Source organism: Thioalkalivibrio sp. AKL7 (genome assembly GCF_000381705.1).
GTDB lineage: Bacteria > Pseudomonadota > Gammaproteobacteria > Ectothiorhodospirales > Ectothiorhodospiraceae > Thioalkalivibrio > Thioalkalivibrio versutus.
The window spans coordinates 298978-324236 of the sequence record NZ_KB906949.1; the positions used below are offsets into that span (position 1 = coordinate 298978).

The window sequence follows — 25259 nt, forward strand, 5'->3', positions numbered from 1 at the left end:
ATAAAGTGGTCGCCCGGCAAGGGAGCGCAGGCGTGCGAGGGCGGATGCGAGTGAGGGCAACTGGCTGATCAGGCGGGAGGGGGTTCCGACGCCGATGATGGAATTCCAGTGCGGACGGACATGAGGGCAATCCCTGTCTCGCCTGCTCGGGCCATCGGAAAACGGGACGTGAAAGCCTGGTGACCGGGAAAATCGCCGGGTCTCTTCCGAGGCCCGGCGAGTTGATGGGCGTTGCCCTGCGTCAATCGATCTTGATGTAGGCAAAGCCCTTGTCATTTTGTAGTTCGGCGAGCCGAACTACACCGGATGGCACGAGATCCACGTTGCCGTGGACGTCACTTGCATCCAGACGGACACGGGTCCGGGTGATGTCACACAGTTCGTACTTGACCCCATGCGTCTGGTGCAGGCCGGATAGTCGTGTGCGCAGTTCGTCGCGCTCCTCCTGAAATTCGGCATCCACCTCGAATGGGGTTTCCTCAAGGTTGTCGTCGGTGGCAAAGCGGATGCCATCCGACATGAACACGACCCGCACGTCCACATCCATGAACTCGTTCTGGTAGTGCGTCATCATGTTGTTGATGCTGGTAAGCATCGAAGAAAGCCGCTGGGGATCGCCATAGTCCACGTGGTAGACGACCTTGGCCTCGGGCTCGAAAGCCCCCGCGGATGCGCTCCATCCGAGTCCGACAAACGCGGCACAGGCAAGTGCGGCCAGAAGCCGGGGTCGCGGCCTGGCGGGAGCCCGGCGGTTCCTTGCCGGGGATTCCGAATATTTCATTTGAGTCTCCTTTGATGAGTTTTCAACGTTCGTTATTGGTTTTTTTTGGTGATTCGCCCGTTACACCCCTGTTCCGGGCATGGGTACTCTAAACCGAGCCTATCGGTGGCGCCAGCTCAGGCGCGGGGGGCTGTCCCGGGGGGGGGGAGCAGAACGGCAGAAAGCAACCTCGGCAACACGGATTGACGGAACTCTTCAGATCCGCGGTCGGGGGGTTGTTGGCCGGCCTGTTGCCGGCAAGCATCCTGAAGGCGCTTCGCTTGCACGTGTCGAATGTCATTTCGAGGTTTCGGTGCCGGGGCGGACCGAGTCCCACGTGAAGCTGGGGGTGGAGCTGGAGCGGGTGCTCTGCGCGGATGGAATGGCTGGTGATGATGGGCAAGCGTGCAGGCGCGGGATTGCGGAAGGTGAAGTGGTGCTTGCAGCTGTTACGGAGGGTGCCGAATTGCGTGTGCCGGGCGCCCGGCTTCATTCGCGCTGGGCGGAGCACGGGGCCATGGCACCCGAGGGTTTTGCCGCTACAAGCGGTTGGGGCTTCTTCCGACCGTAGGCGTCACATCGCTCGAGCGGATGGTCGCGGCGCTTGAGGGGTCGGAACGAGACCTTCGTCGTCGCCGAAGCGCGATTTTCTGCAACGGCGCGCGCGGGCGGGACGCACGTTCTCTCGTTTCCTAGGGGGCGGATTAGCGATTGGCGGGCCCACCGGCGAGGCGCTGCTGGCTGCTGGCATCGGGGGCGCGGCGCAGCTTTCTCCGGGCCTTCTCGCGCCAGTTGGGGGCCAGGGCTTCGCAATGGGCGAGTTGCTGCAGGTGCTGGTGGTTCGGCTGTCGATAGATCGCGGCCATTGCGGCGGCGATGCTGAGGCCTTCCGGCTGGCGTTCGAGCCGTTCGATGGTGTCGCCCGGAGTAAGGGTGCCGGGCTCCAGAACGCGGTAGAACCAGCCGCAACGCCCGGTTTCCTGGACCCGGCGTGCCAGGCCGGGGATGTCGAAGCGGACGTCCAGCTTCCAGCAGGGTGTTCGGGGCTGGCTGACCTGCACCCGGACGGAGCCGATGCGATAGACATCGCCGATGTGCACGCTGTGCTCGTCCATGTCGCGGCTTGCGAGGTTTTCGCCAAAGCCGGGGGGCTCGAAGCGCGTGGCCCGCGCCGGGTGCTCCGTCTGCCACCAGGCGTAATGGTCGAGGCAGTAGTGGAGCAGCGCCCGTTCGGGACCGCCGTGATTGTCAGGGTCGGCCTGTTCGTCACCGGTCAGGCCGAGGCGATCCACTGATACCTCGCCTGGCACGGGTTGCTTGTCGATGGCGCTGGCGCGGCCCTTGGCGTAGTCGGGGGCCACGCGGCCGGTGTAAAGGCCACTGAGGGTGGAGATCGTCATCTGGGACCTTTCCCTGTTGTCGTGACGTTGACCATACAACAGCCCGGGCGCGCCGATAGAGGCCGAGAATGAGCGATCCGTTGGGCCTTCATCGCCCGCTCAGGTAGATCAGGCGGGCGATGAAGGCGATTCCCAGGATGATCCAGCCGACCGGGTAGGGCAGTATGCCCGAAAAGAATGCGGTCAGGCTGGCGACGAGCAGGACGCCGATGACGAGCAGAGGGATATCCATCCCCTTGAGAGCCAGGATTCCGGTAGACGTTCCGCGCGGGCGGGACACGCCGGGCACTTGCGCTTACGGGTCGCCTTGCCACTGATCGAGGATCTCCAGGATCGCGTCGATGGCCGGGGGTTCGTCCGTCAGCGGGCCGGGTACCAGCAGCCCACGATGCGAGGCCTCGAGGATCAGCGGGTCCGGATGCCCGTCCAGGTGCAGGGATTCGACCGGCACCACGCCGTCGCCCAGTTCGTCGTCGGTCTGCTCCCACCATTCGCTGATGCGCCCGGCCACCGCCTCGAGGTCGATCTGTTCGTCCAGCGCGGCGAGGCTCTCGCGCATGGCGGGGGTGGGTTCGGGCAGTTTGCCGCCGATGATGCGGACCGGTATGCCGTCCGGCCAGGGGCGTGCGTTGAGTTCGGCCAGGAAGTGGCTGCCCGGGCGCAGGTCGATCTTGGCCGCGCCGGTGCCGTCGCGCAGGCCGGCAAACAGCGAGAAGCGCTGCTGCTGGATGTCGGCCAGCCACTCGCGTACCTCCAGCCAGACTCGCAGCCGGGCCCACTCGGAGCCATGATTGGGGGTGGCCACCAGGATCACGCCGTCGATGCGGGGTCCCTTCGCGCTCGGCGCGGCGCCTACTGGGTGGCGGTAGCGGGTGATGAAGTCGCGAATCACCAGGCCGCCCATGCTGTGGCCAATCAGGATCACTGGATGGTCCGGATCCAGTTCGCCCCAGTATTCGGCCAGCAGGTCGGTGCTGTGCTCAATGGCCTGATCGTTGGGGTAGCGAAACTCCCAGCCGTTGAGCTCGGCTGCATCCAGGGCCTGCGCCAGTTCGTCCCAGATGTTGCCGGGTTCATCCAGGCCGTGCAGCATCAATACATCGGGTGGCGCGGATGTGCCGAATGTCTCGGAGCGGGGCACGAAACCCACCAGTTCCTCCGGCAACTCCATTGCCTCGGGAAACCACTCGTGCAGGCGATCCTGTACTTCAATGCGCAGCTCGCGTTCCTGTTCCGGGTGCTGTTCCGTCCAGCTTAGCCAGGCCGCCAGGACCATTAGCGGCAGCACGACGAGCATGCCCACCACAATCAGGCGAGTGCGCAGGCGAGGCTTTGGACGTGTGCGGCGGCTCATGGCGTATCACCATCCGACATGTGTCGCGCCTCGGCAAGGGTCGGGTCAGCTTTCTCTTTCGGAGCCTGCTAGGCACAGTGCACATGGAGATTTCGCCGAACAAGGAATTCACGATGGCGGGAAAGTCACCTTTAAAAGCCAAGCCTCTGCGTAACCCTGGGGAGTCGTTGGCACGTCACATCGATGAAACAGTTGACCGGGAAGCGATGAAGTACGTGCTTTTCGCTCTCGTGCTTCTGGCGTTCACGGCTTTGGAGTGGATCCGAAGCGTTACCGGGACGGAGCCGATCCCTGGGGTGTTCTCCGTCGTGGCGTTGGTCGCTGTGATGGTTGCTGCCTACAAGGTCGTCCGGACAAAAAAGAAGGTTCGGGCGATGAAGTTGGGTTTGGATGGAGAAAAAGCGGTTGGGCAGTATCTTGAACGCCTGCGGGCTAACGGTGCGCAAGTGCTTCATGACTTTCCAGGGGAGGGTTTCAATGTGGACCATGTGGTGGTCCATCCAAGCGGTGTATACGCCATTGAGACGAAGGCTTATTCGAAGCCAGTGACAGGTGAGCCGCAGATCGTGTTCGATGGCGAGCACGTCGAGATTATGGGGCGACGGCCCGAAAGGGATCCGATCCGACAGGCTCGAGCCTGTGCTTCCTGGGTGCGTGAGAGGATCGAAGAAACTACGGGGAAGAAGGTTCCGGTGCGCCCGGTTGTCGTGTTCCCCGGTTGGTTCATCCAGCCCACGGCTCAGTCCAAGAAAAGCGACGCATGGGTGCTGAACCCCAAGGCCCTGCCCGCATTTATCGCGCATAGTGACACGGTTTTGGCGGATTCGGACGTACATTTGATTGCGTCTTCGCTGGCTCGTTATGTCCGTAACTCGTAGTTCTGGAGACGCTCCATGAAGATCCCGGTTTTGCCTTTTTTGCCCCTGTTGCTGATCCCGTTTCTGCTGACCGCGTGCGCCGGGCTGGATGTCCGCGACTTCGGCCTCGACGGGGGTGGTGGTGATCGTGCCGACGAGGCGATCCGTGAGGCCCTGCGGGTGGGCACCGAGCGCACGGTGGAGCGGACCGGCCGCGAGGACGGCTACTGGGGCAACGCGTTGATCCGTATCGGTCTTCCGCCAGAGCTGGAGCAGGCCGGCGATACGCTGCGGCGCGTCGGGTTTGCCAGCCAGGTGGACGATCTGGAGCGGCGGATGAATCGTGCAGCGGAGTCCGCAGCGCAGGAGGCCGTTTCGGTGTTTGTCAGTGCCATCCGCGGGATGCGGCCGGAGGATGTGTATGGGGTGCTGCGCGGGGCCGATGATGCCGCCACGCAGTATCTGCGCGATGCGTCGGAGTCCACCCTGCGCGAGCGCTACATGCCGATTGTGCAGGAGCAGATGGAGCGGGCCGACGTCTATCGGGTGTACCAGCCGCTGCGCGACGCGGCGGGCCGCATTCCGGGCCTGTCGGGGCTGGACGTCGATCTGGATCGCTACGTGACCGATCACGCCCTGGATGGCCTGTTTACCATCCTCGCGGACGAGGAGCGTCGCATCCGCGAGGACCCGGCCGCCCGCACGACCCAGCTCCTGCGTGACTATTTCGGTCAGTAGCGCACTGCGTGCAGATGGCCGGTGTGCGGCGTGTCGGAAAGCAGCAGGGATGGGATCTCTTCGGCCCGTAACGGGCGGGCGAAATAATAGCCCTGGATGCAATCGAATTTCAGTTCGCGGCCGATTGCCAGTTGTTCCTTCGTCTCCACGCCCTCGGCAATGGTCCGTAGGCCCAGCGACTCGGCCAGCAGGACCATGCCGCGCGAGAGGTCGTGGGCGGACGGATCGATCCCGAGTCCGGAGATCAGCTGGCGGTCGATCTTGAGGATGTCGATGGGGAAGCGGTTGAGGTAGGCCAGCGAGGAATAACCCGTGCCGAAGTCGTCGATGGCGAGCTGGATGCCGAGTGACTTGAGCTGCTTCAGGGCATCGGTGGCCGCGTCCATCGCCAGCACCGTTTCGGTCAGTTCGATGTGCAGCAACTCCGGCGGTAGCCGATGGCGATCCAGCGCGGCCGCGACATGGGCCGCCATTTCGGGGCGGACGATGTCGTGCGCCGAGAGGTTGATTGCCACATACCATGCGGGGCGGCCGTGTTCGGCGGCCAGAGCGTTCCACGCGGCCGCCTGGCGGCAGCCCTCGTCCAGGGCCAGATCGCAGATGTCATGGATTAACGTGGAATCCTCCGCCACGTCCAGAAACTCCGCCGGGGATAGTTCTCCGCGGATGGGGTGTTGCCAGCGGATCAGCGCCTCGACGCCGACATGGCGCTCCTGCGCCAGGGAGTAAATCGGTTGGTAGCGCAGGAAAAACTCGTTGTGCCGCAGCCCGCGCCGGATATCAAACTCCTGGCGCATGCGCCGCAGTTCCTCGGTGACCGGGTGCAGCGCGGGGATGACCAGCCAGGCCATCAGCTGGCCGATGCCGACGAAGAATCCGGTACGGGTTAGCCAGCGTTCGGTCTCCTGCGCGATGCCGGCGGTGACATCCACCGGCGTCATGGGTCCGGCCAGCACGCCGGCCACCAAGGCCACGACCAGGGCGGCGCCCGCGCCGAAGCGCGCCGCGGCGAACAGGATGGGCACATAATAAAAGTGCGGGACGATACTGTCGGCGCCACCCGCGGTGTAGACGATCAGCCAGGACAGGGCGAGCCCGCCGAGGATCAGCAGACTAGCGCCCACGAATGACATGCCCACCCAGGCACGGAGTGTGGTGCGCGCGAGGTAGTCGGTGTAGCGGATGCCACCGGTGGAGGGCAGGGCCGAGGGAAACCTGGACATCGCGCTCTTCCTTTGGCCAATCCCGGGCCGGTTATTACACCTTCGGCTGTGCGACAAGGCGGCACGGCTTCAGGGTGGCATGTCCAGTCGTCCAAGCGACCGCGCCTGTATCCCGAGTGTAGTACATGTGAGTCAGAACACCGTTCTGCAGATCGGCAGCGCGGATCTGGCAAATCGGTACCCCAGGAACGCTGCGGGGGCGTTCCTGATACACCTAAAAGGAAGCGATTGCCGGGCGCGAGGATCCTTCCGTCTGGCCGTTCGCGGACCTTGAGGAACTTTGGTCCGGGCTCCTGGCAGACCGTCGATAGATCGCGGGCGCACGGTGGACGCGATTCAGGCGAGCAGGCGCAGGACGAGCCGGGGTGCCAGGTTGGCCTGGGCGAGGATGGCGATTCCGGCCTGCTGGAGGATCTGGGCACGGATGAGCGCCGCGACCTCGGCGGCGTAGTCGGCATCCAGGATGCGGCTGCGCGCGGCCTGGAGGTTCTCGCTGCCGATGCCCAGGTTGTCGATGGTGGACTCCAGGCGATTCTGCACCGCGCCCAGACGACTGCGCCGGGCGCTGATCTGGTCCAGGGCCTGGTCGAGTCGGGCGAGGGCGTCGCTGGCGCCCTGTGCGGTGCCCAGGTCGATCCCGGCGAGGTGGCCCTCGACCGCGCGGGTGGCGGGCATGTCCAGGGCATTGAGACCGGCGTCGCCGCTGATGGTGATGGTCTCGCGTGCGGTGATGTCGAGGCGCCCATCGAAGCTGGCGGAGGCGCGGCTCGGGTCTCCGAGCTCGCGGTTGATGGCGGTGGCCAGGGCCGCGACCGAGTCATAGTCCCCGTCCGGGACGTCGATCGCCGGCCGCTCGCCGATGCGGATGCGGAAGTCGCCCGCCACCGTGAACGGGCCGCTGGCGAACAGCGCTGTCAGATCCCCCGACCGGCTGGTCGCGATCGCGCCGAGCTGGCGCGTGCCCATGCCGTCGCCGAGGTCCACGGCGAGGGTCTGCCCGGCGTTGGCACCAACCTGAAAGAACGCGGTGGGGGCGCTGCCATCGAGCAGGGTCCGTCCATTGAAGGTGGTCTGGGTAACCACCCGGTCGGTCTCGGCCAGCAACTGCCGGGCCTCGCGGTTCAGGGCCTGGCGGTCGGAGGCGGACAGGGTGCCGTTGGCCGCCTGCAGGGCCAGCTCGCGGATGCGCTGGATGTTGCCGCTCATGGAGCCCAGCCCGCCCTCGGCGGTGCGGGCCAGCCCGATGCCGTCCTGCGCATTGCGCATGGCCTGGTTCAGGCCACGAATCTGGGTGGTGAAGCGTTCGCTGATGGCCATTCCGGCGGCATCGTCGCGCGCCGAGTTGATGCGGCGCCCGGAGGCCAGGCGTTGCAGGGCCACCTGCAGGGCGCCCTGGGAAAGCCGCAGGTTGCGCTGGGCGTTGAGCGACAGGAGATTCGTGTTGATCACCTGGGCCATGTTGTCGGGTCTCACGGCCCGTCACCGGGCCTGTCGGTACCCGGTGCCATGCCGCCGGGATCATGCAGCCGAAGTTTCGCGGCTACAGTGCGTTAACGGCGGTCTTGAACCTAACTTTAGGCCCGGGAAACCCAATCATTTCCATGGTGGCCCCAACCTGTTCGGTACGCCCCATAGCGCTTGCAGGCGCTCCTCCAGGCCGCAATGGGTCACGTAGTCGGCGTAGCGTTCCGGGTGGTTGCGGTAGTAGTTCTGGTGTTCGTCCTCGGCCCGATAGAAGGGTGCAGCGTCCCGTATGCGCGTCACGACCGGTTGGTCGAAGCGGCCCGAGCGGTTCAGCTCGGCCCGTGAGGCTTCGGCGATGGCGCGCTGGGCGGCATCCTGCGGAAAGATGGCGGTTCGATAGTGGGGCCCGCGATCACAGAACTGCCCGTGGGGATCCAGCGGGTCAATACTGCGCCAGAAGGCCTCCAGGATCTCGCTGAAGCCGATGCGCTCGGGGTCGAAGAGGATACGCACGGCCTCGACGTGGCCGGTGCGCCCGGTGACCACCTGCCAGTACCCGGGATCGAGGGTATGCCCCCCGGTATATCCAAGCTCGGTTTCAAGCACGCCTTCCAGCGTGTCGAAGGGTGCTTGCATGGACCAGAAGCATCCGCCGGCCAGCACCGCCTGTTCGGGCTCCTCGGCCTGTGTCAGGGCCGGCGCCAAGAACAGGAGCAGGGCGGCGAGCCAGAGTGTGCGAGTGAAGGACATGATGCCTCCCCAAGATGTGTGGGCCGTTGGTGAGACCCGTCCCCGCGCGGATGGTGCCCGCCCCGGGAGGATGCGGACTCCCGAAGCAGTCCCTACGGGTGATCGCGCGGGATGGAAGAGATGGATTCCACGACCAGGTTGGCGCCGTCGCGGATCTCGTCGACGATGCCCTGGACGGTCTGGACCTGGGCGTCGGCCTGCTCGGCGACCTCACGGACCGTGTCGATGCGATCGGCGATTTCGCGTGTGCGTTCCAGGTTGCTGTTGATGACCTCGGCGATTCGGGTGGTTGCTTCGCTGGTGCTGGCGGCGAGCTTGCGCACCTCCTGGGCAACCACGGCAAAGCCGCGGCCCTGTTCGCCGGCGCGAGCAGCCTCGATGGCGGCGTTCAGGGACAGCATCCGGGTGGTCTCGGCCACGGTGCGGATGGTCTCTATGATGGACTCGATGTTGCGTGCCTCGGCGTTGAGCCGTTCGACTGCCTCCTGGGTGCTGGTCACCTCGGCACGAATCTGCACGGTGTGCTGTGCGTTGAGCCGCAGTGAGTCCTCGCCGCTGCGGGCGTGATCGGCGGTCTTGCGGGCCATGTCGTGGGCGACGGCCGAGGCCTCGCGGGTGCGCTGCGCCGTATGCACGCTGGCGGTGATGTCGGTGGCGAACTTGATGACCTTCTCCACCCGGCCTTGTTGGTCGAGAATCGGATTGTAGGTGGCCTCCAGCCACAGCTCCTGGCCGTTGGCCTTCAGCCGCCGGAACTTCCCGCTCATGAGCTGGCCCTGCGCCAGGCGCTCCCAGAAATCGGGATGATCGCGATAGAAGGTCTCGTCGCAGAAGATACGATGATGCTGGCCGCGTATGTCGTCGAGGTTGTACCCGACCGCTTGGAGGAAGTTGTCGTTGGCCTTGAGGATCTCGCCTTCCGGGGTGAACTCGATCACCGCCATGGAGCGGTCCAGTGCGGTGAAGACGGCTGCCTGGTCGCGCAGCTGTTCCTGCTTTTCGGTGACGTCGTAGGCGATCTTCGCGATCTTCTCCACCTGGCCCTGGGTGTCGCGCACGGGGAAGTAGGTGGCTTCCAGCCAGATGGTTTCGGCCGTGCGCGTCACTCGGGGGAAGGTTCCGGTATGCGATTCCCCGGCCGCCAGGCGGCGCCAGAAGTCGCGGTACTGCACAGAGCGTGCGTACTCGGGGCTGCAGAACATCCGGTGGTGCTGGCCGATGACGTCCTCGCGCGGGTGGCCTATGGTCTTCAGGAAGAGCTCGTTGGTATCGAGGACCTGGCCGCGCGGGGTGAACTCGATGTAGGCGACGGCCTCCCGAACTGCGTCTAGCACGGCCGCGTCGGTGGTTCCCGTAGCAGGATGGGCCGTCGGCGAATCGGCGGGGTTGAAGAACATGGCGAGCTCCTTGTGACCGGGTGCGGTAGAGGCCGTTGAAAACAATGTACAGGTCATGTACAAGAAAAGTACAGATATTTCCTGTTAGGAGCGATGCATGGTTGATTGGGCAAGAATCACGGTGCCAGCCGCCGCCCTCTGGCTGGGAGTCGCGGTCCTGCTGGCCGGGTGTGGGGGCACCTTCCCGCAGCCCGGTCCGGATCCGGAATTCGACGACGGACTGAGTGCGCAGGCCCTGTTTCAGCGAACGCTTGCGGCCCACGGCGGGGACCTGCGCGAATACCCGGGTGATCTGAATCAGGCGACCGATGGCGAGTGGGGGCGCGTGATCCAGCGCCTACAGCCGCTGGTAGCCGACGGCGACTACCGCGGCCAGGGCGAAGAGCGTTATCGCCCCGCCGATGATCTGTATGCGGTCCACTACACCGGTCCCGAGGGCACCAAGAGCGTCTTCCGCCACGGTGACGAATTCCGCTTGTACTACGATGGCGAGCGCAGTTCGGACCGCGACCGGATTCGCGCCAGCGCGATGACCACGGACGCCGGCGAGCTGTTCCACTACGGTCCGAGCTTCGTCAAACACCGGGCGACCGACATGGAGCGGCTGGCGGACCAGCGCGAGGGCGGTGTGAACTACCGCCGGGTACTGGCCACCATTGAGCCCGGGTTCGGCGAGGCGGACGAAGACCGGGTGGTGATGTGGATCCACCCCGAAACCGACCTGCTTTATCGCGTGCATGTCACCCTGAACGGCTTTGGCCCCACCCAGGGTGCCCACGTGGATACGACCTTCCTGGAGTACGCGGAGATCGAGGGGTACACCCTGCCTACGCGCTTCGAGGAACGGGTGCGCGGGCCGCTGCGGCTGTTCGTGCACGAGTGGTGGGTGACCGGTCGGGACAGCGGACGCGACTGGGCGCCTGCGGATGTCCGTGGGCCCGGTTTCTCGGGGGCTGCGGCGCCCCCCGCGGCGGACACTGCTGCACCGTAAGGGGATATGTTCGGGTGTGCCGTCATCGGCTCGCCATGAACGACGTGAGCCGACCCAGGGCCGATCTGCCGCCTCCGAATGCCCCTGCGGTTCCGGATGCGCCGGCGGTCGCCGATTGCTTGTGGGTCGCTGTGCGGCCGAGGCCTACTGGCTGGAGGTCGCGGAAGCGCTCGAATCCGCCCCCGACGGGATGTCGGACAAGCCACCTTCCTGAAGGCGCCGGACCACGGCCAGTGCCGTGCGGCGGCTGTAGTCGTGGATCTTCCAGTGATCCGGCATCCAGCCGACCAGGAAGCGGTAGAAGTCGGCCTGGGCAATGGGGAACAGCGCACGCCACTCGTGCTCGATGGCGTCGGCTTCCGTGCCCTTGCCCCGTTCGTTCAGGGCCTCGCGCAATGCCGCGAAATAGGCATCCAGCAGGTCGGCCTCCCAGTTCTCCTGTTCCCGTTCGTCCAGGCAGCTCCCGAGGAAATAGGCCACATCGCGCATGCCGCAGCCGCCCCCGACATACTGGAAATCCACGGCGGCAACGGCGTCGCCCTCTGGCGCAAAGCAGAAGTTGGCGACCTTGGCATCGCCGTGGACCAAGCTGCGGTAGCGGGCGCCGGTCAGGGCGTCGTCGAGGGCCGCCGCCGTCTCGCGAATCGCCGGGTCCTCGATGGCGGCCCATTCGTCCGGGCGGGTGGCCAGATGCCAGTAGCTGCCCTCGGGCCACAGGCCGGTGGGCTCCCGCCCCATGAAACGCGCGTGGAAGCGGGCGAGCCAGCGCAGGCAGAGCCGCGCCTCGGCGCGGGTCAGGTGGTCCCTGCGCTGCGGGAAACCGGCAGCGTCGAGGTCCTCCAGCACGATCAGGTGCTCGTCGCCGATGGTCGCGGTATCCAGACAGCGGGGCACACGGCTGGTGGCGTCGCATTGGTTGGCCCAGTCGCGGTACCAGGCCATCTCCACCTGATAGGAGCGGAGCTTGCGCTGATGCGAGCGGTTGTTGCTCCAGCCGCGCGGATGGTCCAGCTCGTCGGGGAACACGATGTGCTTGAGGATGACTGTGGGGGAGTCGCCGCCTTCAAGAAGGTAGCGCACGATCTCGCCGTAGCCGCTCCAGAGGGTCTGGATGACCGGGCCGCGCACCGCCGTGCGGGCACAGGTGGCCTGCAGGACGAAACGGGTCGCTGCGTCGGTCATCCGCGGTCGGGCAGGGCGCGACAGCTCCAGAACACGCCCAGCATCTCGAGCATGGCGGCGTCGTCGCGGGTCCAGAACACGATGTCGTCGGTGGGATTGGCGTAGCGCCCGCCGTAGGCCGTCTCGGTGGCTTGTAGTCGGGCGCGGGCCCCGTTGAAGGCCAGGACGGCCTGCTCGTCCTCGAAGGTGGCGGTGAGTTCGGGGCCGTAGGCGCAGATGTAGGCCACCTCGCGCGGGGCATCATCGCCCCGCGGCAGCGCGCTGCAGCCGGCGATCAGCATGATTCCTGCCAGTACGATTGCTAGGCGCACGCGGTGCTCTCCGGTTGGTGATGGTCCATCGTAGGGAAACACGGATCGATGTGCATGCTCGCTGCGTCGTCGCTTGGGCGCGCGAACATGGCGCGGGGAACCGCTCAGGCGCTGCGGCCCGGGTGCGCTGCGGCGGACGAAGCGGGCTCGGCGAGCATCCGTTGGCAGTCGGCGGCTGGCTGCGGGCGGGCAAACAGGAAGCCCTGCAGGGTCTGGCAACCGGCCTCCTGCAGGAAGGCTTGCTGCGCCTCGGTCTCCACGCCCTCGGCGACGGATTCGAGGCCCAGGTTATCCGCGAGGCTGAGGATGGTGCGCACGATGGCGCCCGCGCTCGACTCGGTCTCCAGGTCCGCGGTGAAGCAGCGATCGATCTTCAGCACATCCAGCGGAAAACGGCGCAGATAGGCCAGCGATGAATACCCGGTGCCGAAGTCGTCCAGGGCCACGCGTACCCCGCGCTCGCGAAATTGCCCCAACGTGCGGATGACCTGATCGGTATCGGCCATCAGCATGCTCTCGGTGACCTCCAGCTCCAGGGCGTCCGCACTCAGGTGGGTGTGTTCCAATACCCGGTCGATGTTGTGTGCCATCTGGCGATCCCGAAACTGGGGGGCGGCCAGATTGACGGACACGCGGACCGGTGGCAGCCCGGCCTGATGCCAGCTCCGACACTGACGGCAGGCCTCGGTCAGTATCCACTGGCCCAGTTCGACGATCAGCCCGGTCTCTTCGAGGATCGGGATGAAGGCGCCTGGCGAATGCACGGTGCCGGCTCCATCCTCCCAGCGCAGCAGGGCCTCGACGCCGACGATACGGCCATCGCCGGCCGCCACCCGTGGCTGGTAGTGGAGAAAGAAACCTTCCTGGTGATCGACCGCGCGCCGCAGTTGGCCCTCCAGCGAGACGCGTGTCCGCACGTCGTTGTTGAGCTCGCCGGAACAGAACTGGATGGAATTGCCCTCGGTGCGCTTGGCCTGGTGCATCGCGGATTCGGCGCGGCGCATCAGGTCGGACGCATCCTGGGTGTCGTGGGGATACACGGCGACCCCGACGGAACCGGGCACATAGAGCTCGTGCTCGCCAGCCTTGATGATCTGGCGCAGCGGCTCCAGCAGGCGGGTGACGGCGCCCGCGACCGAGCCGGGAGACTCCACCGGGAGCAGAGCGCCGAACTCGTCGCCGCCCAGGCGTGCCAGCACGCCACCGACCGGCAGACGGTTTTCCAGGCGCCGGGCCACATGTTGCAGGACCTCGTCGCCGGTGGCCTGGCCCATGCCTTCGTTGACGCTCTTGAAGCGATCCAGGCCGATGTGGGCCAGCACCAGTGGACGCCCCAGGCGCTCGGCATCGGCGACGGCCTGGTCGGCGCGTTCGGCAAAGCGGGTGCGGTTGGGCAGGCCGGTGAGGGCGTCGTGGTAGGTGATGAAATGGAGGTGGCGCTCCGCCTCGCGCCGTTCGGTGATGTCGTGCACCACGCCGGCCATGCGTTGGGGCCGGCCCTGGGTATCGAAGTCCACGCTCCCGCGCTGGTAGACGATGCGGACGGAGCCATCGGGGCGGACGATGCGGTGCTCGATGTCGTATTCCGGTCCTCCGGGGGTGAGGGCGTCGTCGACCGCGCGCTGCACGCGCTCGCGGTCGTCCGGGTGCACGGCCTGCATGAACGCCTCGTGGGTCGCACCCCATTGGTCGTATTCGAGGCCGAAGATGCGGAACACCTCGCTGGACCAGCGGATGCCCCCGGCGTCGAAGTCCGAGATCCAGTTGCCCAGATGGGCGATCTGCTGTGCCTCCTGCAGTTCCGCCTCGCGCCGTTCCAGCGCCTCGCGCGCCGCGCGACGCTCGGTGATGTCCTGGAACGAGACCACGGCGCCGGTAACACGGTTGCGGGCATCGAACAGCGGGGCGGCGTTGATCAGTACCGGGAACCCGTGTCCCGCGCGGCTCCAGAAATACTCCTCGCAGGCCTGCAACGGCTCGCCGGTGCGCAAGACCCGGTAGACCGGGCATTCCGTGGCGGGGAAGGCCTGGCCGTCGGGCCGGCTGTGGTGCGACAGTTCGTGCGAATTGTGGCTCAGGGCCTCGTCTTCGCTGGCGAACCCGAGCAGTTCGCAGGCCGCGGGGTTGAGAAAGGTGTAGTTGCCATCGGCGTCGATGCCGAAGACGCCCTCGGCCAGGCTCCCCAGCAGGTTCTCGCGCAGGAGTTCGCCCTGCTTGCGGTCCGTGACGTCGATTCCGAGGGTCTGAAAATGGGTGATCTCGCCGGCCTCGTTGAAAAAGGCGCGGCTGGTCCAGCGGATCCAGCGGTCGGCCCCGTCGCCGCGGCGCACCGGGTTCTCGATGGTGCGCACGGGCGCGTCGGGGGTATAGCGCAGCAGGTCGGCGCGGTTCTCGGGCTGCCGCTCTTCGGGGAGGTCATGGATCCAGCGGTGCCCGAGCAGGCTGCCGGCGGGCGCCGCGAAGTATTCGTGGGCCGCCCGGTTGGCATAGAAGATGGTGGTGTCGGGTCGATAACAGATGATGATGAAGGGGTGGTTTTCCACCAGGTCCTCGTACTGGACCTTCACCCCGGACGAATTGCTCATGCATTTCCCCTGTCGGACGCGTCCTGCTGGCCCCTTCCACCCGAACGCGTTGTCCCGAGTCTGTCAGGGGAATTCTGAAGGCGCAAACCGTATTCAAGAGGCAGATTTCAGGGGCGGCCAAGCGGCGTCAATGCGGCGCGGTTCAGTGGGGCGCGGGTACGGGCGGAGATGTCAGCGCGGGCGTTCGCGGGAATCGAGTTGATCCAGCGGGTCGTGGGCATCCTCGCGCTGGCGGACGCGTTGTTCGTGTGTCCGGGGGTCGGTAAGGGAGGGATCCGCCTGCACGTTTCGCACGACCAGGAAGGTCCATACCGTCGCAAACACCCACAGGAACAGACCGATTGCCAGCGGGAAGCCGCCGTAGCCGGAGATGCCGGCCAGGCCGGTCAGCAGGGCATAGGCGATCGACACGAGGGCGGCCGCCCAGGCAATGGCGATCGGCGCGGCGCAGCTGTGGGCGGCGGCGCCGTAGCGGTACGCCGCCACCGGTGGCAACACGATGCCGAGAAAACGGTAGAGCGCAGGTTCCCGCGCGGGTTGATGCAGGCTGGTCATGTCGATCCCTCCCTCCGAGGTGCCGCTTTCCCCGGAGTCTGGTCCGAATCCGGGATGTTTTCCACGTGGCCCGGCGCCCGCTGCGCGAGGACTGGACGTGGATCACGGCCCTGGCGCTCGGCCCGGCCGCGAATGGACTGCGTTCCGGCCCCCGTGCGGGGCTTGGGCCGGTTGCTATCCGTTCAGATCACCGGCGATGGGGATGGTTCAGGGCCTGGGTTTGGCGGTGTCGGCCGCGGCAATGGCGACCCGGTCGCGCCCGCCGCGCTTGGCCTGGTACAGGGCGCGGTCCGCGGCCTCGACCACCTGCGTGGCGTGGCGGGTCTCGTTGGGGGTGAGGCAGCCGACCCCGGCGCTGGCGGTCAGTGTGGGGGCCACGCGGGAACTCGCGTGCGGGATCGCCTCCTCGCGGATGCGCTGCAGGCAGCGCTCGGCCAGCGCGTGAGCCGCGTCGATATCGGTGTCCGGCAGGATTAGTACGAACTCCTCCCCGCCCAGGCGTGCCAGCAGGTCCTGTTCGCGGCCGACGACGCCGGCGAGGCAGGTGGCGATCCGCTGCAGGCAGCCGTCGCCGGCCGGGTGGCCGTAGCGGTCGTTGTATTCCTTGAAATGGTCGATATCGAGCATGATGGCGGAGAGCGGGCGCTGGTCGCGCCGGGCGTGGGCCCACTCGCGTTCGAGTACGAGGTCGAACTGCCGACGGTTGGCGATGCCGGTGAGCGAATCGCGGTAGGACAGGGCCTCCAGTTCGGACTTCAGGCGCAGCAGTTCTTCTTCCTGTTGCTTGCGCTCGCTGATGTCGAACATGAACCCGACCAGGGCCTCGACCTCGCCGTTCTTGCGCATTACGTGGACGACGTCGCGGATCCAGATGTAGTGCCCGTCCCGTGTCAGGGCGCGGTAGTCCGCTTCGTGGTCGACCCCGGACTGCGACTGGGTGACGCAGAAGTTGACGACTGATTCGCGATCGTCCGGGTGCATGCGCTCCACCCAGTCGTCGATGCTGACCCAGCTCTCCGGCGTCCAGCCCAGCAACGCCTCGATCTGCGGGCCGATATAGGTGAAGCGCATGGTGGCCCAGTCGATCCTCCACGGGATGGCACGGGTGGACTCCAGCAGCGTGCGATAGACGGTGCTGTCCGGTTCCATCTCGGGGTGCGTGGTGGGCGATTCGATGCCTGGTCCCGGGGCCGTCCCTGTGTTCTCCGGCTGGTCGGCTGCGGTCGCGTTCATGGCGAATCAAGTCCTTCTTCGGGGCGCAGGCGGTATTGCGTGGTGGTTGGATTGATCAGCTGGCGGCGAGGGGCTGGATCAGCAGCTCGATCTGCGGGGAGAACGCCTCGCTGCCGAGGTTCCCGGCCGGAGTGGTGGTGCCGAAGACGCGCAGGACCAGGCGTTCGGGGGCGACCCCGGCGTTCTCCAGGCGGCGGCCCGCCGCCATCACATCGTCCTCCGTGCCCTCCGACGAGGTGTCGGATGCGTCCATGCCGTGTCCATGCGCGATGACGGTCACCAGGCTGGCACCAAACTCGTCAAGCAGCCGGCCGATGGTATCCAGGGCGCGGGCCTGGTCGGCACCTTCCGGCAGGGTCACGCGGATACCCGAATCCTGATGATCGATCGCGCTGGGTTGTCCGGACAACTCCTGGCGCAGGCGGGCCCCCAGGACGTCCATGTAGTAGCCCAGGCGGCCGGGGTCCAGGGTTTCGTGACCCTGTTCCCTCAGGAAGACGCGTCGTTCGCTTTCGGCACTGGACGAGCGGGCGATGTGCAGGCCCAGCGACGGTTCGGTGGGTTCCGTCGAGCGGGTTTCCGTCTCCGTCTCGGTATCCCTATCCGTACCTGCGGCCGTGTCCGTGTCCGTCTCCGTTTCGGGCCGGCTATCGGTGCCTTCGGGTGGCGCCGTATCGGTTTCCGGCGCGGCGGGTTCGGAGGCGGGGCGGTCGCCAGTGGGAGCCGGTGCATCCTGCTCCACCGGCCACAGGGCACAGCCCGAGGCCATCGCGGACAGTAACAGGGGGAGCGCCAGGATGCGGCCCGAGCGACGGGTGTTCGAAGATTGGAACATGGTCTCCTCAGTGTTGGCGGCACCAGTCGAGGAAGGCCTCGGCGGACAGGGGACGGCTGAAGTGGTAGCCCTGTCCGCCTTCCACGCCCTGCGCGCGCAACCATTCGACCTGGTGGGCCGATTCGATGCCCTCGGCGACGATCTGCAGATTGAGCGAGCGGGCCATCTCGATGATGTGGCCGATGACATGGCTGGTCACCGCTTCGTGGGCGATGGCATCGGCAAAGGTCTTGTCGATTTTTAGTGTATCGAGTTCGAAGCGTTCCAGGTAGGCAAGGCTCGAATATCCGGTACCAAAGTCGTCGATGGCGATGTGGTGGCCGCGCCGGCGCAGTTCCCGCAGGCGGGCGCGTATGGCGTCTTCGTTGAGCAGGGAGCGTTCGGTCAGCTCCAGCTTGATCGCGGAGGGTGCGACACCTGCCTCGCGCAGGGCCTTGCGCAGCGCATCCCCGAAGCGGTCGGAGGCCAGGTCGTGGCCGGTAATGTTGAGGTTGATGGTCTGCTCGGGATGCGCCCGCAGGTTGTCGCCCAGATCGCGGAGGATCGCGCGCAGGATCGCCAGGGTCAGATCGGTGGCCTGCCCGGTGTCCTCGGCGAGCGGCACAAAGACATCCGGGCGGATGGTCTCGTCGCCCTCGCGATGCCAGCGGGCCAGGGCCTCGGCACCCCGGCAACGGCCGTCCGCGAGGTCGACGATGGGCTGGTACTCGACACTCAGGCGCTCGTTGGCAATGGCCTCGCGCAGCTCGCTGGCCAGGCTCAGGTGGCGGCGCAGGTAATGCAGGACCAGGAGTAGCCAGAGGGTCACCAAGAGCAGCCCGAAGATGCCCGCCACGATCAGGGTGGACAGGTAGCGATCCCAGAAGGCCGCCAGCGGCTGCGCGGCAATGATGTCGATCGGGAAGATCGTGTCCAGCGAGAAGCGGCTGACGATGCGCCCCTGGGCGCGGTCGACGCTCAGGCCAATGGGAGTGGTGTCGGGTGATGGCAGGTTGGCGTCAGCGGGATAGCGGCTCATGGGAAGGCCTTCGACCCACAGGCCGACCCGTTGCTTGTCCAGCAGGCCCGGACTGATCAACAGGCGTGGGTCGATCGCGACATCATGCTGGCCGAAGCGCATCAGGAACAGCTCCACACCGCCCACGGCGGTGTCCGCGCTCGGCCACCAGGCGACCACGCCGGTGTCGTAGATGCGGCTGGCACGCGGTGGTGTGAGGGCCTCGCCCTGGACAAACCCCGCACCGCACTGGCGTTCGGCCGCGCGCCAGTAACCGATGGCACGCACATGAGGCCGCGCGATGGCCGCGTCCTGAAGGCGTTCCAGGTGCTCCGGGGAGCAGGGCTCCAGGTCCAGCTGGTTGAGGCTGTCCAGCAGTTCGCGGGCGTCTACCAGCGCGGCTTCGGTCTGTTCGCCCAGGCGCTGGGAGAGTTCGGCCAGGCGCTTCTCCTCGGCGACCACGGATTCCTGCCACAGGAACCAGGCCAGGGCGGCGAGCGGCAGCAGGATGCCGAGCAGGGTCGCGGCGGAGACCGAGAGCAGGACCTTGTCGCGTCGGGTGACCATATTCACCAGGGGCCGGGATCGAACGGATCGAGAGTAGCACGGGGCGGACCTCAGGCCCGTACCCGCAATCCCACGGAGATTCGGCAACGTCTATGGTCAGAATGAGGAGTCCGTGTCGGGAGGTGTTGTCATGAACCAGGATCGGGAAGAGGGCGGAGATGGGGGCGCGACGATGTCGCACGAAACATCCGGAACGCGAATGCCGCAGGCCCTGCGCAGCCGGATCAGCATGCATGACGGTGTCACCGTCTGGTGCGACTGCTGTTCCTGCGAGGCCGAGCCGTACTGGGCGGAGGTGGCGGAGGAGCTGGGAATCGATCCGGATCCGGGCGTGGCACGTGGAGGGCGCGCCCGCGGGTCAGTCGCAGCTCCCGACTGAGTCACGGGCGCAGATGCGGCCGTCGGTCCAGATGCTGCGGCTTAGGTAAGCAGCGTCCAGCCGGGCACCGGAGAGGTCGGCATCGGTCAGGTTGGCGTGGGCGAGATTGGCATTCTCGAGGTTGGCATCGACCAGGCGAGCCTGGATCAGGTCCGCGCCGGTCAGGTTGGCGCCAGCGAGATTCGCGCCCTCCAGTCCGGCCAGGGCGAGGTCCGCGAAACGCAGATCCGCGTCGGTCAGCCGGGCACCATGCAGGCGCGCCCCGGCCAGGCGGGTGCTGTGAAGTGACGCGCCCGTCAGGTCGGCATCGCGCAGGTCGGCGCCGGCCTTGTCACAGTAGTTCCAGTTGACCCCGGGCCCCGCGGCCTGTTCGCAGTTGGGCCCGGGGTCGCGCTCGAAGGCAATCCCGAAGGCGAGCAGCAGGCCGACGGCCAGGGTGACTGCAAGGCCACCCGCGATCCAGGGCCGCGGCCCGCGGACCCACTGATTCCAGGGCGGCGCTGGCCGTTCCAGGATCTCGGCCCATTGTTGGCGATGGGAGATCATCGCGGGCGATTCGGGACAACGGCGGTCCCCCTTGCGGCGCTCGCGGATCTCGGCGGGCGGGTTGTCGTCGCGCCGTTCCCGCCGGCGTTCGTCCTCGCGCAGGCGGGCCTGGTTCAGGCGTTCGCGGCCCTCCGGGGTGTGGGCGTTCTGCAACTCTTCGGGGATCAGGTGAGGGCGCTGGTCGATGCGCCACCAGGTCTCGCGGTCGAGGCTGACCTGGTCATCCGGGCGCAGCCGGCCCAGGATCAGGAAGCGGCTGATCGAGCGCTGAGGGTAGGGCCCGCAGACCTGATCATCGCGTCGGGTAAACCACAGCTCATGGCGTCCGTCGCCGGTTCCCGGGGGCGGATCTTTTGCATCTGGCCGGGGATCGGGGTTATCGCTGGTCACGGTTCTTGCAGGCTCCCCTTGGCACCGCGTCCGTTACGGTGGATGCCGCGAGTATAGGGCATGAAACCGGGCTTCTGGGCACGGATTACCGGCTGGGGGCCGGGGGCTGGATGCCCCAGGTATCGAGCTGGTCGCGGAGTTCCCCGGCGGCGGGCTCCGCCTTCTCCAGGATTTCGTCGATCCGGTTGAAGTGCAGCAACCGGATGCCACCAGTATCCGGTACCAGGTAGAGATCCGGCGGGTCGAGGCGGGTCATGTGGCGGATGATGGAGCCCTGCATGATGCTGAAGCTCTTGAACAGCAGGTCGGTGATGCCGAGCTCCTCGGTGGCGTTCGGCGAGCCATTGCCGGACACGTCCACGGCGATCACGTAGTCGTATTCGCCCTGCAGCAGATCATAGGGCAGCGGATTGGAGGCTCCGCCGTCGATCAGGGTCTGGCCGTCGTCGTGCCGGACCGGTTCGAACAGGCCGGGCACTGCCATGCTTGCCTCGATCGCCAGGAACAGGTCGCCCTGGTCGATCACCACGCTCTCGCCGGTGCGAAAGTCGGTGGCGACCACGGCGAAGGGGATGCGCAGGTCGTCGAAGTCGCGCGCCTCGGTGTGCTCGGCGAGGAAACGCAGGAACTCGCCCGAATCGAACAGGGCATTGCGGCCCAGTCGCAGGGGGACCAGGTCCAGCAGCTTGATCTCGGAGCGCGCCAGCCCGGTCAGGGCATCAAGCTCGGATCCGGAAAAGTCGTCGAACAGGTCGAAGATCTCGTCGGCATCGAGCCCCGCGGCGTACAGGCCGCCGATCACGGCGCCGATGCTGGTGCCGGTGATGCGGTCGGGCAGGACCCCCCGGTCGTCGAACACCTGCAGCATGGCGATATGCGCCAGCCCCCCGGCCCCGCCCGAGCCCAGCGCCAGGCCAATGGTGGGGGCGGGGGCGTCAGCGGTGTCCGCAGCCAGTGCGACCGGGGCGGTGGCCAGGAACAGGGCGAGGAAAAGGAACGACAGGCGTCTCATGGGGCGATGCGCTTCCGGGGCGTGGGGGTGTCATGCTGCTACCCTGAGCTCGAATGCACGGACGGGCAAGCAGAGGGTCGCGCATGCGGGTCACAACAGGGAGTGGCGAGAGGGTCCCGCGCGGCTTCAAGTGGAGCTATCTCGCCTTCGTGCTGGTGCTGGTTCCGGTGTATGCCGTGGTGCACGGCTGGTTCAATTTCCTCTGGTTTTCCAACGTGGCGTTACTGGGCGGGCTGCTGGCGGCCTGGCTGGAGAGTCGCCGGATCGCGAGCATGATGCTGGTGGCCGTGGTGCTTCTGGAGCTGGGCTGGGTGCTGGATTTCCTGCTGAGCATGGCGGTCTGGGGCTGGGCCCCGCTGGGAGCTGTGCACTACATGTTCAACCCCGAGATCCCGCTGTTCGTGCGCCTGCTGTCGCTTTACCATCTGCCGCTTCCGTTCGTGCTGATCTGGATGGTCTGGCGTCTCGGGTATGACCCCCGTGCCTGGCGTTACATGGTGGTGCTGGGCTGGGTCATCCTGTTGCTGACCTTCGCGCTCGCGGATGCCGACAACAACGTGAACTGGGTGCTGGGTCCGGGTGGGCAGGTGCAGGAGTGGATGCACCCTGTGGCATGGCTCGCGGTGGTCATGGCGGTATGTTCCGGGGTGTGGTGGCTGACGCATCTGCTGTCTGCCTGGCTGTTGCCGCAGCGCAGCATCGCGCGCTGCGGGCGGGCTTGGTAGGCTGACGGGCTTCCCCGAGCGAGGAAACGGGAGCGGAAATGATCGAGACTACGCCGGTAGAGCGGGTCGGGCTTGTCGAACCGGACACGTTCCTGCGGCAGTACAAGGCGGTCGCGCAACCGGTGATCCTGGAGGAGCTGACCCGAGAGTGGCCGGCACGGGAGCGCTGGACACCCGACTATTTTCGCGAGGTCGCCGGGGATGCCGTGGTGCCGCTGTACGACAGCCGGCCCGCGCGCGACAACGAGCATCAGCACGCCGCGTCCCTGTACCTGCCGCTGGCGGAGTATCTGGACCTTCTGGAAGGGGGCGAGCGCGATCTGCGCCTGTTCTTCTTCAACCTGTTTGCCGCCCGGCCGACGCTGGCGCGCGACTTCGAGTTTCCCGACATCGGTTTGCGACTGTTCCGCAAGCTGCCCGTGCTGTTCATGGGCGGCAAGGACGCGCGCGTGCAGATGCACTTCGACATCGACCGCCCGGATATCCTGTTGTGCCACTTTGGCGGGCCGAAACGCGTACTGCTGGTCGCTCCCGAGTACACGCCGTACATGTATCACGTGCCTTTCTCGTTCAGTGCGCTGGCCTCGGTGGACTTCGAGGATCCCGACTACCAGCGCCATCCGGCGCTGCGGCATGTGCAGGGCCACCTGGCCGAATTGCACCACGGGGACGTGCTCTATATCCCGCCGGGGTTCTGGCACTACGTGCTGTATGACGACATCGGCTTTTCCATGGCACTGCGGGCGTTTCCGCGTGACCTGCCGAATGTCGCGCGGATGCTGAGCAACCTGCTGGTGACGCGGACCATCGAGGGCACCATGCGCAAACTGGTCGGGCAATCCTGGAACGACCGCAACGAACGCCGCGCGGTGGAACGCACCGAACACTTTCTCGCCCGGCATCCTGCGGCCTGATGGATCCATGCACGCGCTCGCGGAGTAAGATCAGGGTGCTGGCCTTTTCTTCTTCTGCCTGGAACGAGGTGCTGCTGTGAGTGAAGCCCTGCACGTGGTCTGTCCGCATTGTGACGCGGTGAATCGAATCCCTGCGACACGGCTGGGTGCCGGCCCGAAGTGTGGCCAGTGTCATCGGTCGTTGTTCGGCCAGGATCCGCTGGAACTGACCGCCACGAACTTCCTCCGCCACCTCGAGCGCAATGATATCCCGCTGTTGGTGGACTTCTGGGCGCCGTGGTGCGGCCCCTGCAAGATGATGGCTCCGCAGTTCCGCCAGGCCGCGGCGGATCTCGAGCCGACCGTGCGGCTGGCGAAGGTGAATACCGAGGCGGAGCCGGAGCTGGGCCGGCGGTTTGCGATCCGCAGTATCCCGACCCTGGCGCTGTTCCGCGGCGGACGCGAAGTGGCGCGCCAGGCGGGCGCGATGGGGGCGGCGGATATCGTGCGCTGGACCCAGAGCCAGGTTTAGCCGGGCAAAGGTGGCTTCGTCGCGGTCGTCAGCACCGTAGGATGCCGACGGTAATCAATCAGCGGCTGCCCAGTTCGCGCCAGGCCTCGTGGCCGCAGCTCATGCAGTGGTATTGCGCCTCGAAATGCCCCGGCTGGTTCGCACGTTCCCGGATCGTACCGTCCTGGAAGGTGAAGCTGCGCAGGGTGCAGCGCGGGCATTTTTCGACCGGGTCGCGGGGCGCACGTGGCTCGCTGGCCGCAGGCGTGTGGGTGCCATCGGTCCTGTCGGCGGCGTCCTCGATTGCCTGATTGAGCTCCCGGGTCAACTCGGCCGTGACCCGGTGGGCGGCCTCTGTGGTGTCCTCGCGGGCCATGGCCTCCAGCTCGGCCAAGCGGTCACGGATGTGCTTTAGACGGGTTTCGAGTTCGGTCACGGGCGCCTCCAGGGTGGTATGCCCAGCATAGTCGGTTCGCGTTCGACGGGGGTTAATCCAGCCGGACTACTGTACGGCCGCGGATCTGGCCCTTCAGGATCGACTCGCCGTAGTCCGGCAGGTCTTCCAGGCCGATCTCGCGGGTGATGGCGTCAAGATCATCCCCGGGGAGCAGCGCCGCCAGGCGCTCCCAGGTGCCCCGCCGCCGCTCGGCGGGGCACCGGACCGAGTCGATCCCCAGCAGGTTAATCCCGCGCAGCAGGAACGGCAGGACCGTGGTCTGGAGCTGCGCGCCGCCGGCCAGGCCACAGGCGGCCACCGAACGTCCGTACGCCATCCCGGCGAGTACATGGGCCAGCATGTCGCCGCCGACCGTGTCCACACAGCCCGCCCAGCGTTCGCCCAGCAGCGGCTTGGCCGGCGCGTTGGCCAGCGCCTCGCGAGCCACGATGGTGCTGGCGCCCAGTTGGTGCAGGTAGTTGGCGTTCTCCGGGCGTCCGGTCACGGCGGTGACCGTGTAGCCCAGGCGTGCCAGGAGGCGCACGGCGATGCTGCCCACGCCGCCGGAGGCACCGGTGACCAGAACCTCGCCGGTGCTCGGTTGCAATCCGTGGTCTTCCAGGGCCTGCACCGCCAGCATGGCGGTAAAGCCGGCGGTGCCCGCGGCCATCGCCTGGCGCGCGCTGTAGCCGGGCGGCTGAGCGATCAGCCAGTCGCCGCGGACGCGCGCGCGCTGGGCGTAACCGCCCCAGTGGGCCTCGCCGACACGGTAGCCGGTCAGCACGACGGGATCGCCCGGGCGGTAGCGCGGGTCCGCCGATTCGAGCACGGTCCCGGCCAGGTCGATGCCCGGTACGTGGGGATAATCCCGCACCAGGTTGCCCAGCCCCTGCAGGATCATGCCGTCCTTGTAGTTGAGCCCCGAATAGTGAACCTGGAGCAGGACCTCGCCCGCGGGCAGGTCGTCGAGGGTGAGTGTCCGGATCGTGGCCACCGGGCCGTCGAGCTGCTGTTCCAGGAGCAGGGCCTTGAAGGATTCGGTCATGCGAATCAGCGTCTCGTCAGGGAATGCAACGGCAGCCTAACAAACGGCCGTCTTTTCTGGCGCGAAGGGCGGGGAATGTTGCTAACCTCATTGAGATGGGCGAACGGGATTGCGCATGTTCGC

26 protein-coding genes are annotated in these 25259 nt (G+C 66.6%); 7 read left to right on the forward strand and 19 right to left on the reverse strand.

The genetic code is table 11. The features are described 5' to 3' along the window. Positions 1-241: 241 nt before the first annotated feature. The 4 genes from G315_RS0106355 to G315_RS0106370 form a co-directional block, all read right to left on the reverse strand. The gene (locus tag G315_RS0106355) at positions 242-781 is read right to left on the reverse strand and encodes a DsrE family protein (protein ID WP_026338833.1); all 540 of its coding nucleotides are present in this window, start codon (positions 779-781) and stop codon (positions 242-244) included. A 683-nt stretch (positions 782-1464) separates the two neighbouring features. After that, on the reverse strand, positions 1465-2160 hold the full coding sequence (locus G315_RS0106360) for an MOSC domain-containing protein (protein ID WP_019612139.1): 696 nt from the start codon (positions 2158-2160) through the stop codon (positions 1465-1467). Between the two features lie 88 nt (positions 2161-2248). Continuing rightward, on the reverse strand, positions 2249-2392 hold the full coding sequence (locus tag G315_RS14635; protein ID WP_019612140.1) for a hypothetical protein: 144 nt from the start codon (positions 2390-2392) through the stop codon (positions 2249-2251). Positions 2393-2455: 63 nt separating this feature from the next. Further along, positions 2456-3514 carry a lecithin--cholesterol acyltransferase gene (locus tag G315_RS0106370; protein WP_026338834.1) on the reverse strand — a complete coding sequence of 353 codons (1059 nt, stop codon included), beginning with the start codon at positions 3512-3514 and terminating at the stop codon, positions 2456-2458. An 83-nt stretch (positions 3515-3597) separates the two neighbouring features. Between G315_RS0106370 and G315_RS0106375 the strand changes: the two genes are divergently transcribed. Together G315_RS0106375 and G315_RS0106380 are read left to right on the forward strand one after the other, a co-directional pair. After that, positions 3598-4392, forward strand: a complete 795-nt coding sequence (locus tag G315_RS0106375) for a nuclease-related domain-containing protein (RefSeq protein ID WP_019612142.1) — start codon at positions 3598-3600, stop codon at positions 4390-4392. A 15-nt stretch (positions 4393-4407) separates the two neighbouring features. Continuing rightward, the gene (locus G315_RS0106380; RefSeq protein WP_019612143.1) at positions 4408-5109 is read left to right on the forward strand and encodes a DUF4197 domain-containing protein; all 702 of its coding nucleotides are present in this window, start codon (positions 4408-4410) and stop codon (positions 5107-5109) included. Here the strand turns inward: G315_RS0106380 and G315_RS0106385 are convergent. The 4 genes from G315_RS0106385 to G315_RS0106400 form a co-directional block, all read right to left on the reverse strand. After that, the gene (locus G315_RS0106385; RefSeq protein ID WP_019612144.1) at positions 5103-6332 is read right to left on the reverse strand and encodes an EAL domain-containing protein; all 1230 of its coding nucleotides are present in this window, start codon (positions 6330-6332) and stop codon (positions 5103-5105) included. The genes G315_RS0106380 and G315_RS0106385 overlap by 7 nt on opposite strands. Before the next feature lie 336 nt (positions 6333-6668). Continuing rightward, positions 6669-7790 carry a flagellin gene (locus tag G315_RS0106390; protein ID WP_019612145.1) on the reverse strand — a complete coding sequence of 374 codons (1122 nt, stop codon included), beginning with the start codon at positions 7788-7790 and terminating at the stop codon, positions 6669-6671. A gap of 135 nt (positions 7791-7925) precedes the next feature. Next, positions 7926-8546 (reverse strand): peptide-methionine (S)-S-oxide reductase MsrA, encoded by a 621-nt coding sequence (msrA, locus tag G315_RS0106395; protein WP_019612146.1) that lies wholly within the window; start codon positions 8544-8546, stop codon positions 7926-7928. A gap of 92 nt (positions 8547-8638) precedes the next feature. After that, complete coding sequence (locus G315_RS0106400; protein ID WP_019612147.1) at positions 8639-9943, reverse strand: PAS domain S-box protein; 1305 nt, start codon at positions 9941-9943, stop codon at positions 8639-8641. A 97-nt stretch (positions 9944-10040) separates the two neighbouring features. On the opposite strand from G315_RS0106400, the gene G315_RS0106405 reads away from it, so the two are divergent. Beyond that, positions 10041-10934 (forward strand): hypothetical protein, encoded by an 894-nt coding sequence (locus tag G315_RS0106405; protein ID WP_051080787.1) that lies wholly within the window; start codon positions 10041-10043, stop codon positions 10932-10934. Between the two features lie 144 nt (positions 10935-11078). Here G315_RS0106405 and G315_RS0106410 read toward each other — a convergent pair whose 3' ends face one another. The 7 genes from G315_RS0106410 to G315_RS0106440 all read right to left on the reverse strand — a co-directional run bounded on the left by G315_RS0106410 (position 11079) and on the right by G315_RS0106440 (position 19199). Then, entirely contained in the window at positions 11079-12116 is a 1038-nt protein-coding gene (locus G315_RS0106410; protein ID WP_019571690.1) for a phosphotransferase, read from the reverse strand. After that, entirely contained in the window at positions 12113-12397 is a 285-nt protein-coding gene (locus tag G315_RS0106415; RefSeq protein WP_018175725.1) for an MliC family protein, read from the reverse strand. The genes G315_RS0106410 and G315_RS0106415 overlap by 4 nt, the downstream gene beginning before the upstream one ends. Positions 12398-12531: 134 nt before the next feature. After that, positions 12532-15012, reverse strand: a complete 2481-nt coding sequence (locus tag G315_RS0106420) for an EAL domain-containing protein (protein WP_019612148.1) — start codon at positions 15010-15012, stop codon at positions 12532-12534. Between the two features lie 171 nt (positions 15013-15183). Next, positions 15184-15567 (reverse strand): hypothetical protein, encoded by a 384-nt coding sequence (locus G315_RS0106425; RefSeq protein ID WP_018175727.1) that lies wholly within the window; start codon positions 15565-15567, stop codon positions 15184-15186. Positions 15568-15774: 207 nt separating this feature from the next. Continuing rightward, the gene (locus G315_RS0106430; RefSeq protein ID WP_019612149.1) at positions 15775-16800 is read right to left on the reverse strand and encodes a sensor domain-containing diguanylate cyclase; all 1026 of its coding nucleotides are present in this window, start codon (positions 16798-16800) and stop codon (positions 15775-15777) included. Positions 16801-16855: 55 nt separating this feature from the next. Further along, entirely contained in the window at positions 16856-17635 is a 780-nt protein-coding gene (locus tag G315_RS0106435; protein ID WP_019612150.1) for a hypothetical protein, read from the reverse strand. 7 nt (positions 17636-17642) lie between these two features. Further along, entirely contained in the window at positions 17643-19199 is a 1557-nt protein-coding gene (locus tag G315_RS0106440) for an EAL domain-containing protein (protein WP_019612151.1), read from the reverse strand. A gap of 199 nt (positions 19200-19398) precedes the next feature. On the opposite strand from G315_RS0106440, the gene G315_RS0106445 reads away from it, so the two are divergent. Continuing rightward, positions 19399-19578, forward strand: coding sequence for a hypothetical protein (locus G315_RS0106445; RefSeq protein ID WP_019612152.1), 180 nt, complete (start codon positions 19399-19401; stop codon positions 19576-19578). On the opposite strand, the gene G315_RS0106450 is transcribed toward G315_RS0106445, so the two are convergent. After that, a complete protein-coding gene (locus tag G315_RS0106450; protein WP_019612153.1) occupies positions 19558-20514 on the reverse strand; it encodes a pentapeptide repeat-containing protein in 957 nt (318 codons plus the stop codon). The genes G315_RS0106445 and G315_RS0106450 overlap by 21 nt on opposite strands. An 85-nt stretch (positions 20515-20599) precedes the next feature. Further along, complete coding sequence (locus G315_RS0106455) at positions 20600-21526, reverse strand: patatin-like phospholipase family protein (RefSeq protein WP_019612154.1); 927 nt, start codon at positions 21524-21526, stop codon at positions 20600-20602. A gap of 149 nt (positions 21527-21675) precedes the next feature. Between G315_RS0106455 and G315_RS0106460 the strand changes: the two genes are divergently transcribed. The 3 genes from G315_RS0106460 to trxC all read left to right on the forward strand — a co-directional run bounded on the left by G315_RS0106460 (position 21676) and on the right by trxC (position 23676). Continuing rightward, positions 21676-22251 (forward strand): hypothetical protein, encoded by a 576-nt coding sequence (locus G315_RS0106460; protein ID WP_019612155.1) that lies wholly within the window; start codon positions 21676-21678, stop codon positions 22249-22251. Positions 22252-22289: 38 nt separating this feature from the next. Then, positions 22290-23165, forward strand: coding sequence for a cupin-like domain-containing protein (locus G315_RS0106465; protein ID WP_019612156.1), 876 nt, complete (start codon positions 22290-22292; stop codon positions 23163-23165). A gap of 76 nt (positions 23166-23241) precedes the next feature. After that, entirely contained in the window at positions 23242-23676 is a 435-nt protein-coding gene (gene trxC, locus G315_RS0106470) for a thioredoxin TrxC (protein WP_026182010.1), read from the forward strand. A 58-nt stretch (positions 23677-23734) separates the two neighbouring features. On the opposite strand, the gene G315_RS0106475 is transcribed toward trxC, so the two are convergent. Both G315_RS0106475 and G315_RS0106480 read right to left on the reverse strand, forming a co-directional pair. Beyond that, positions 23735-24091 carry a hypothetical protein gene (locus G315_RS0106475; protein WP_018144230.1) on the reverse strand — a complete coding sequence of 119 codons (357 nt, stop codon included), beginning with the start codon at positions 24089-24091 and terminating at the stop codon, positions 23735-23737. A 52-nt stretch (positions 24092-24143) separates the two neighbouring features. Beyond that, positions 24144-25136: an MDR family oxidoreductase gene (locus G315_RS0106480; RefSeq protein ID WP_018144229.1), complete on the reverse strand. Its 993-nt coding sequence runs from the start codon at positions 25134-25136 to the stop codon at positions 24144-24146. Positions 25137-25259 lie beyond the last annotated feature (123 nt).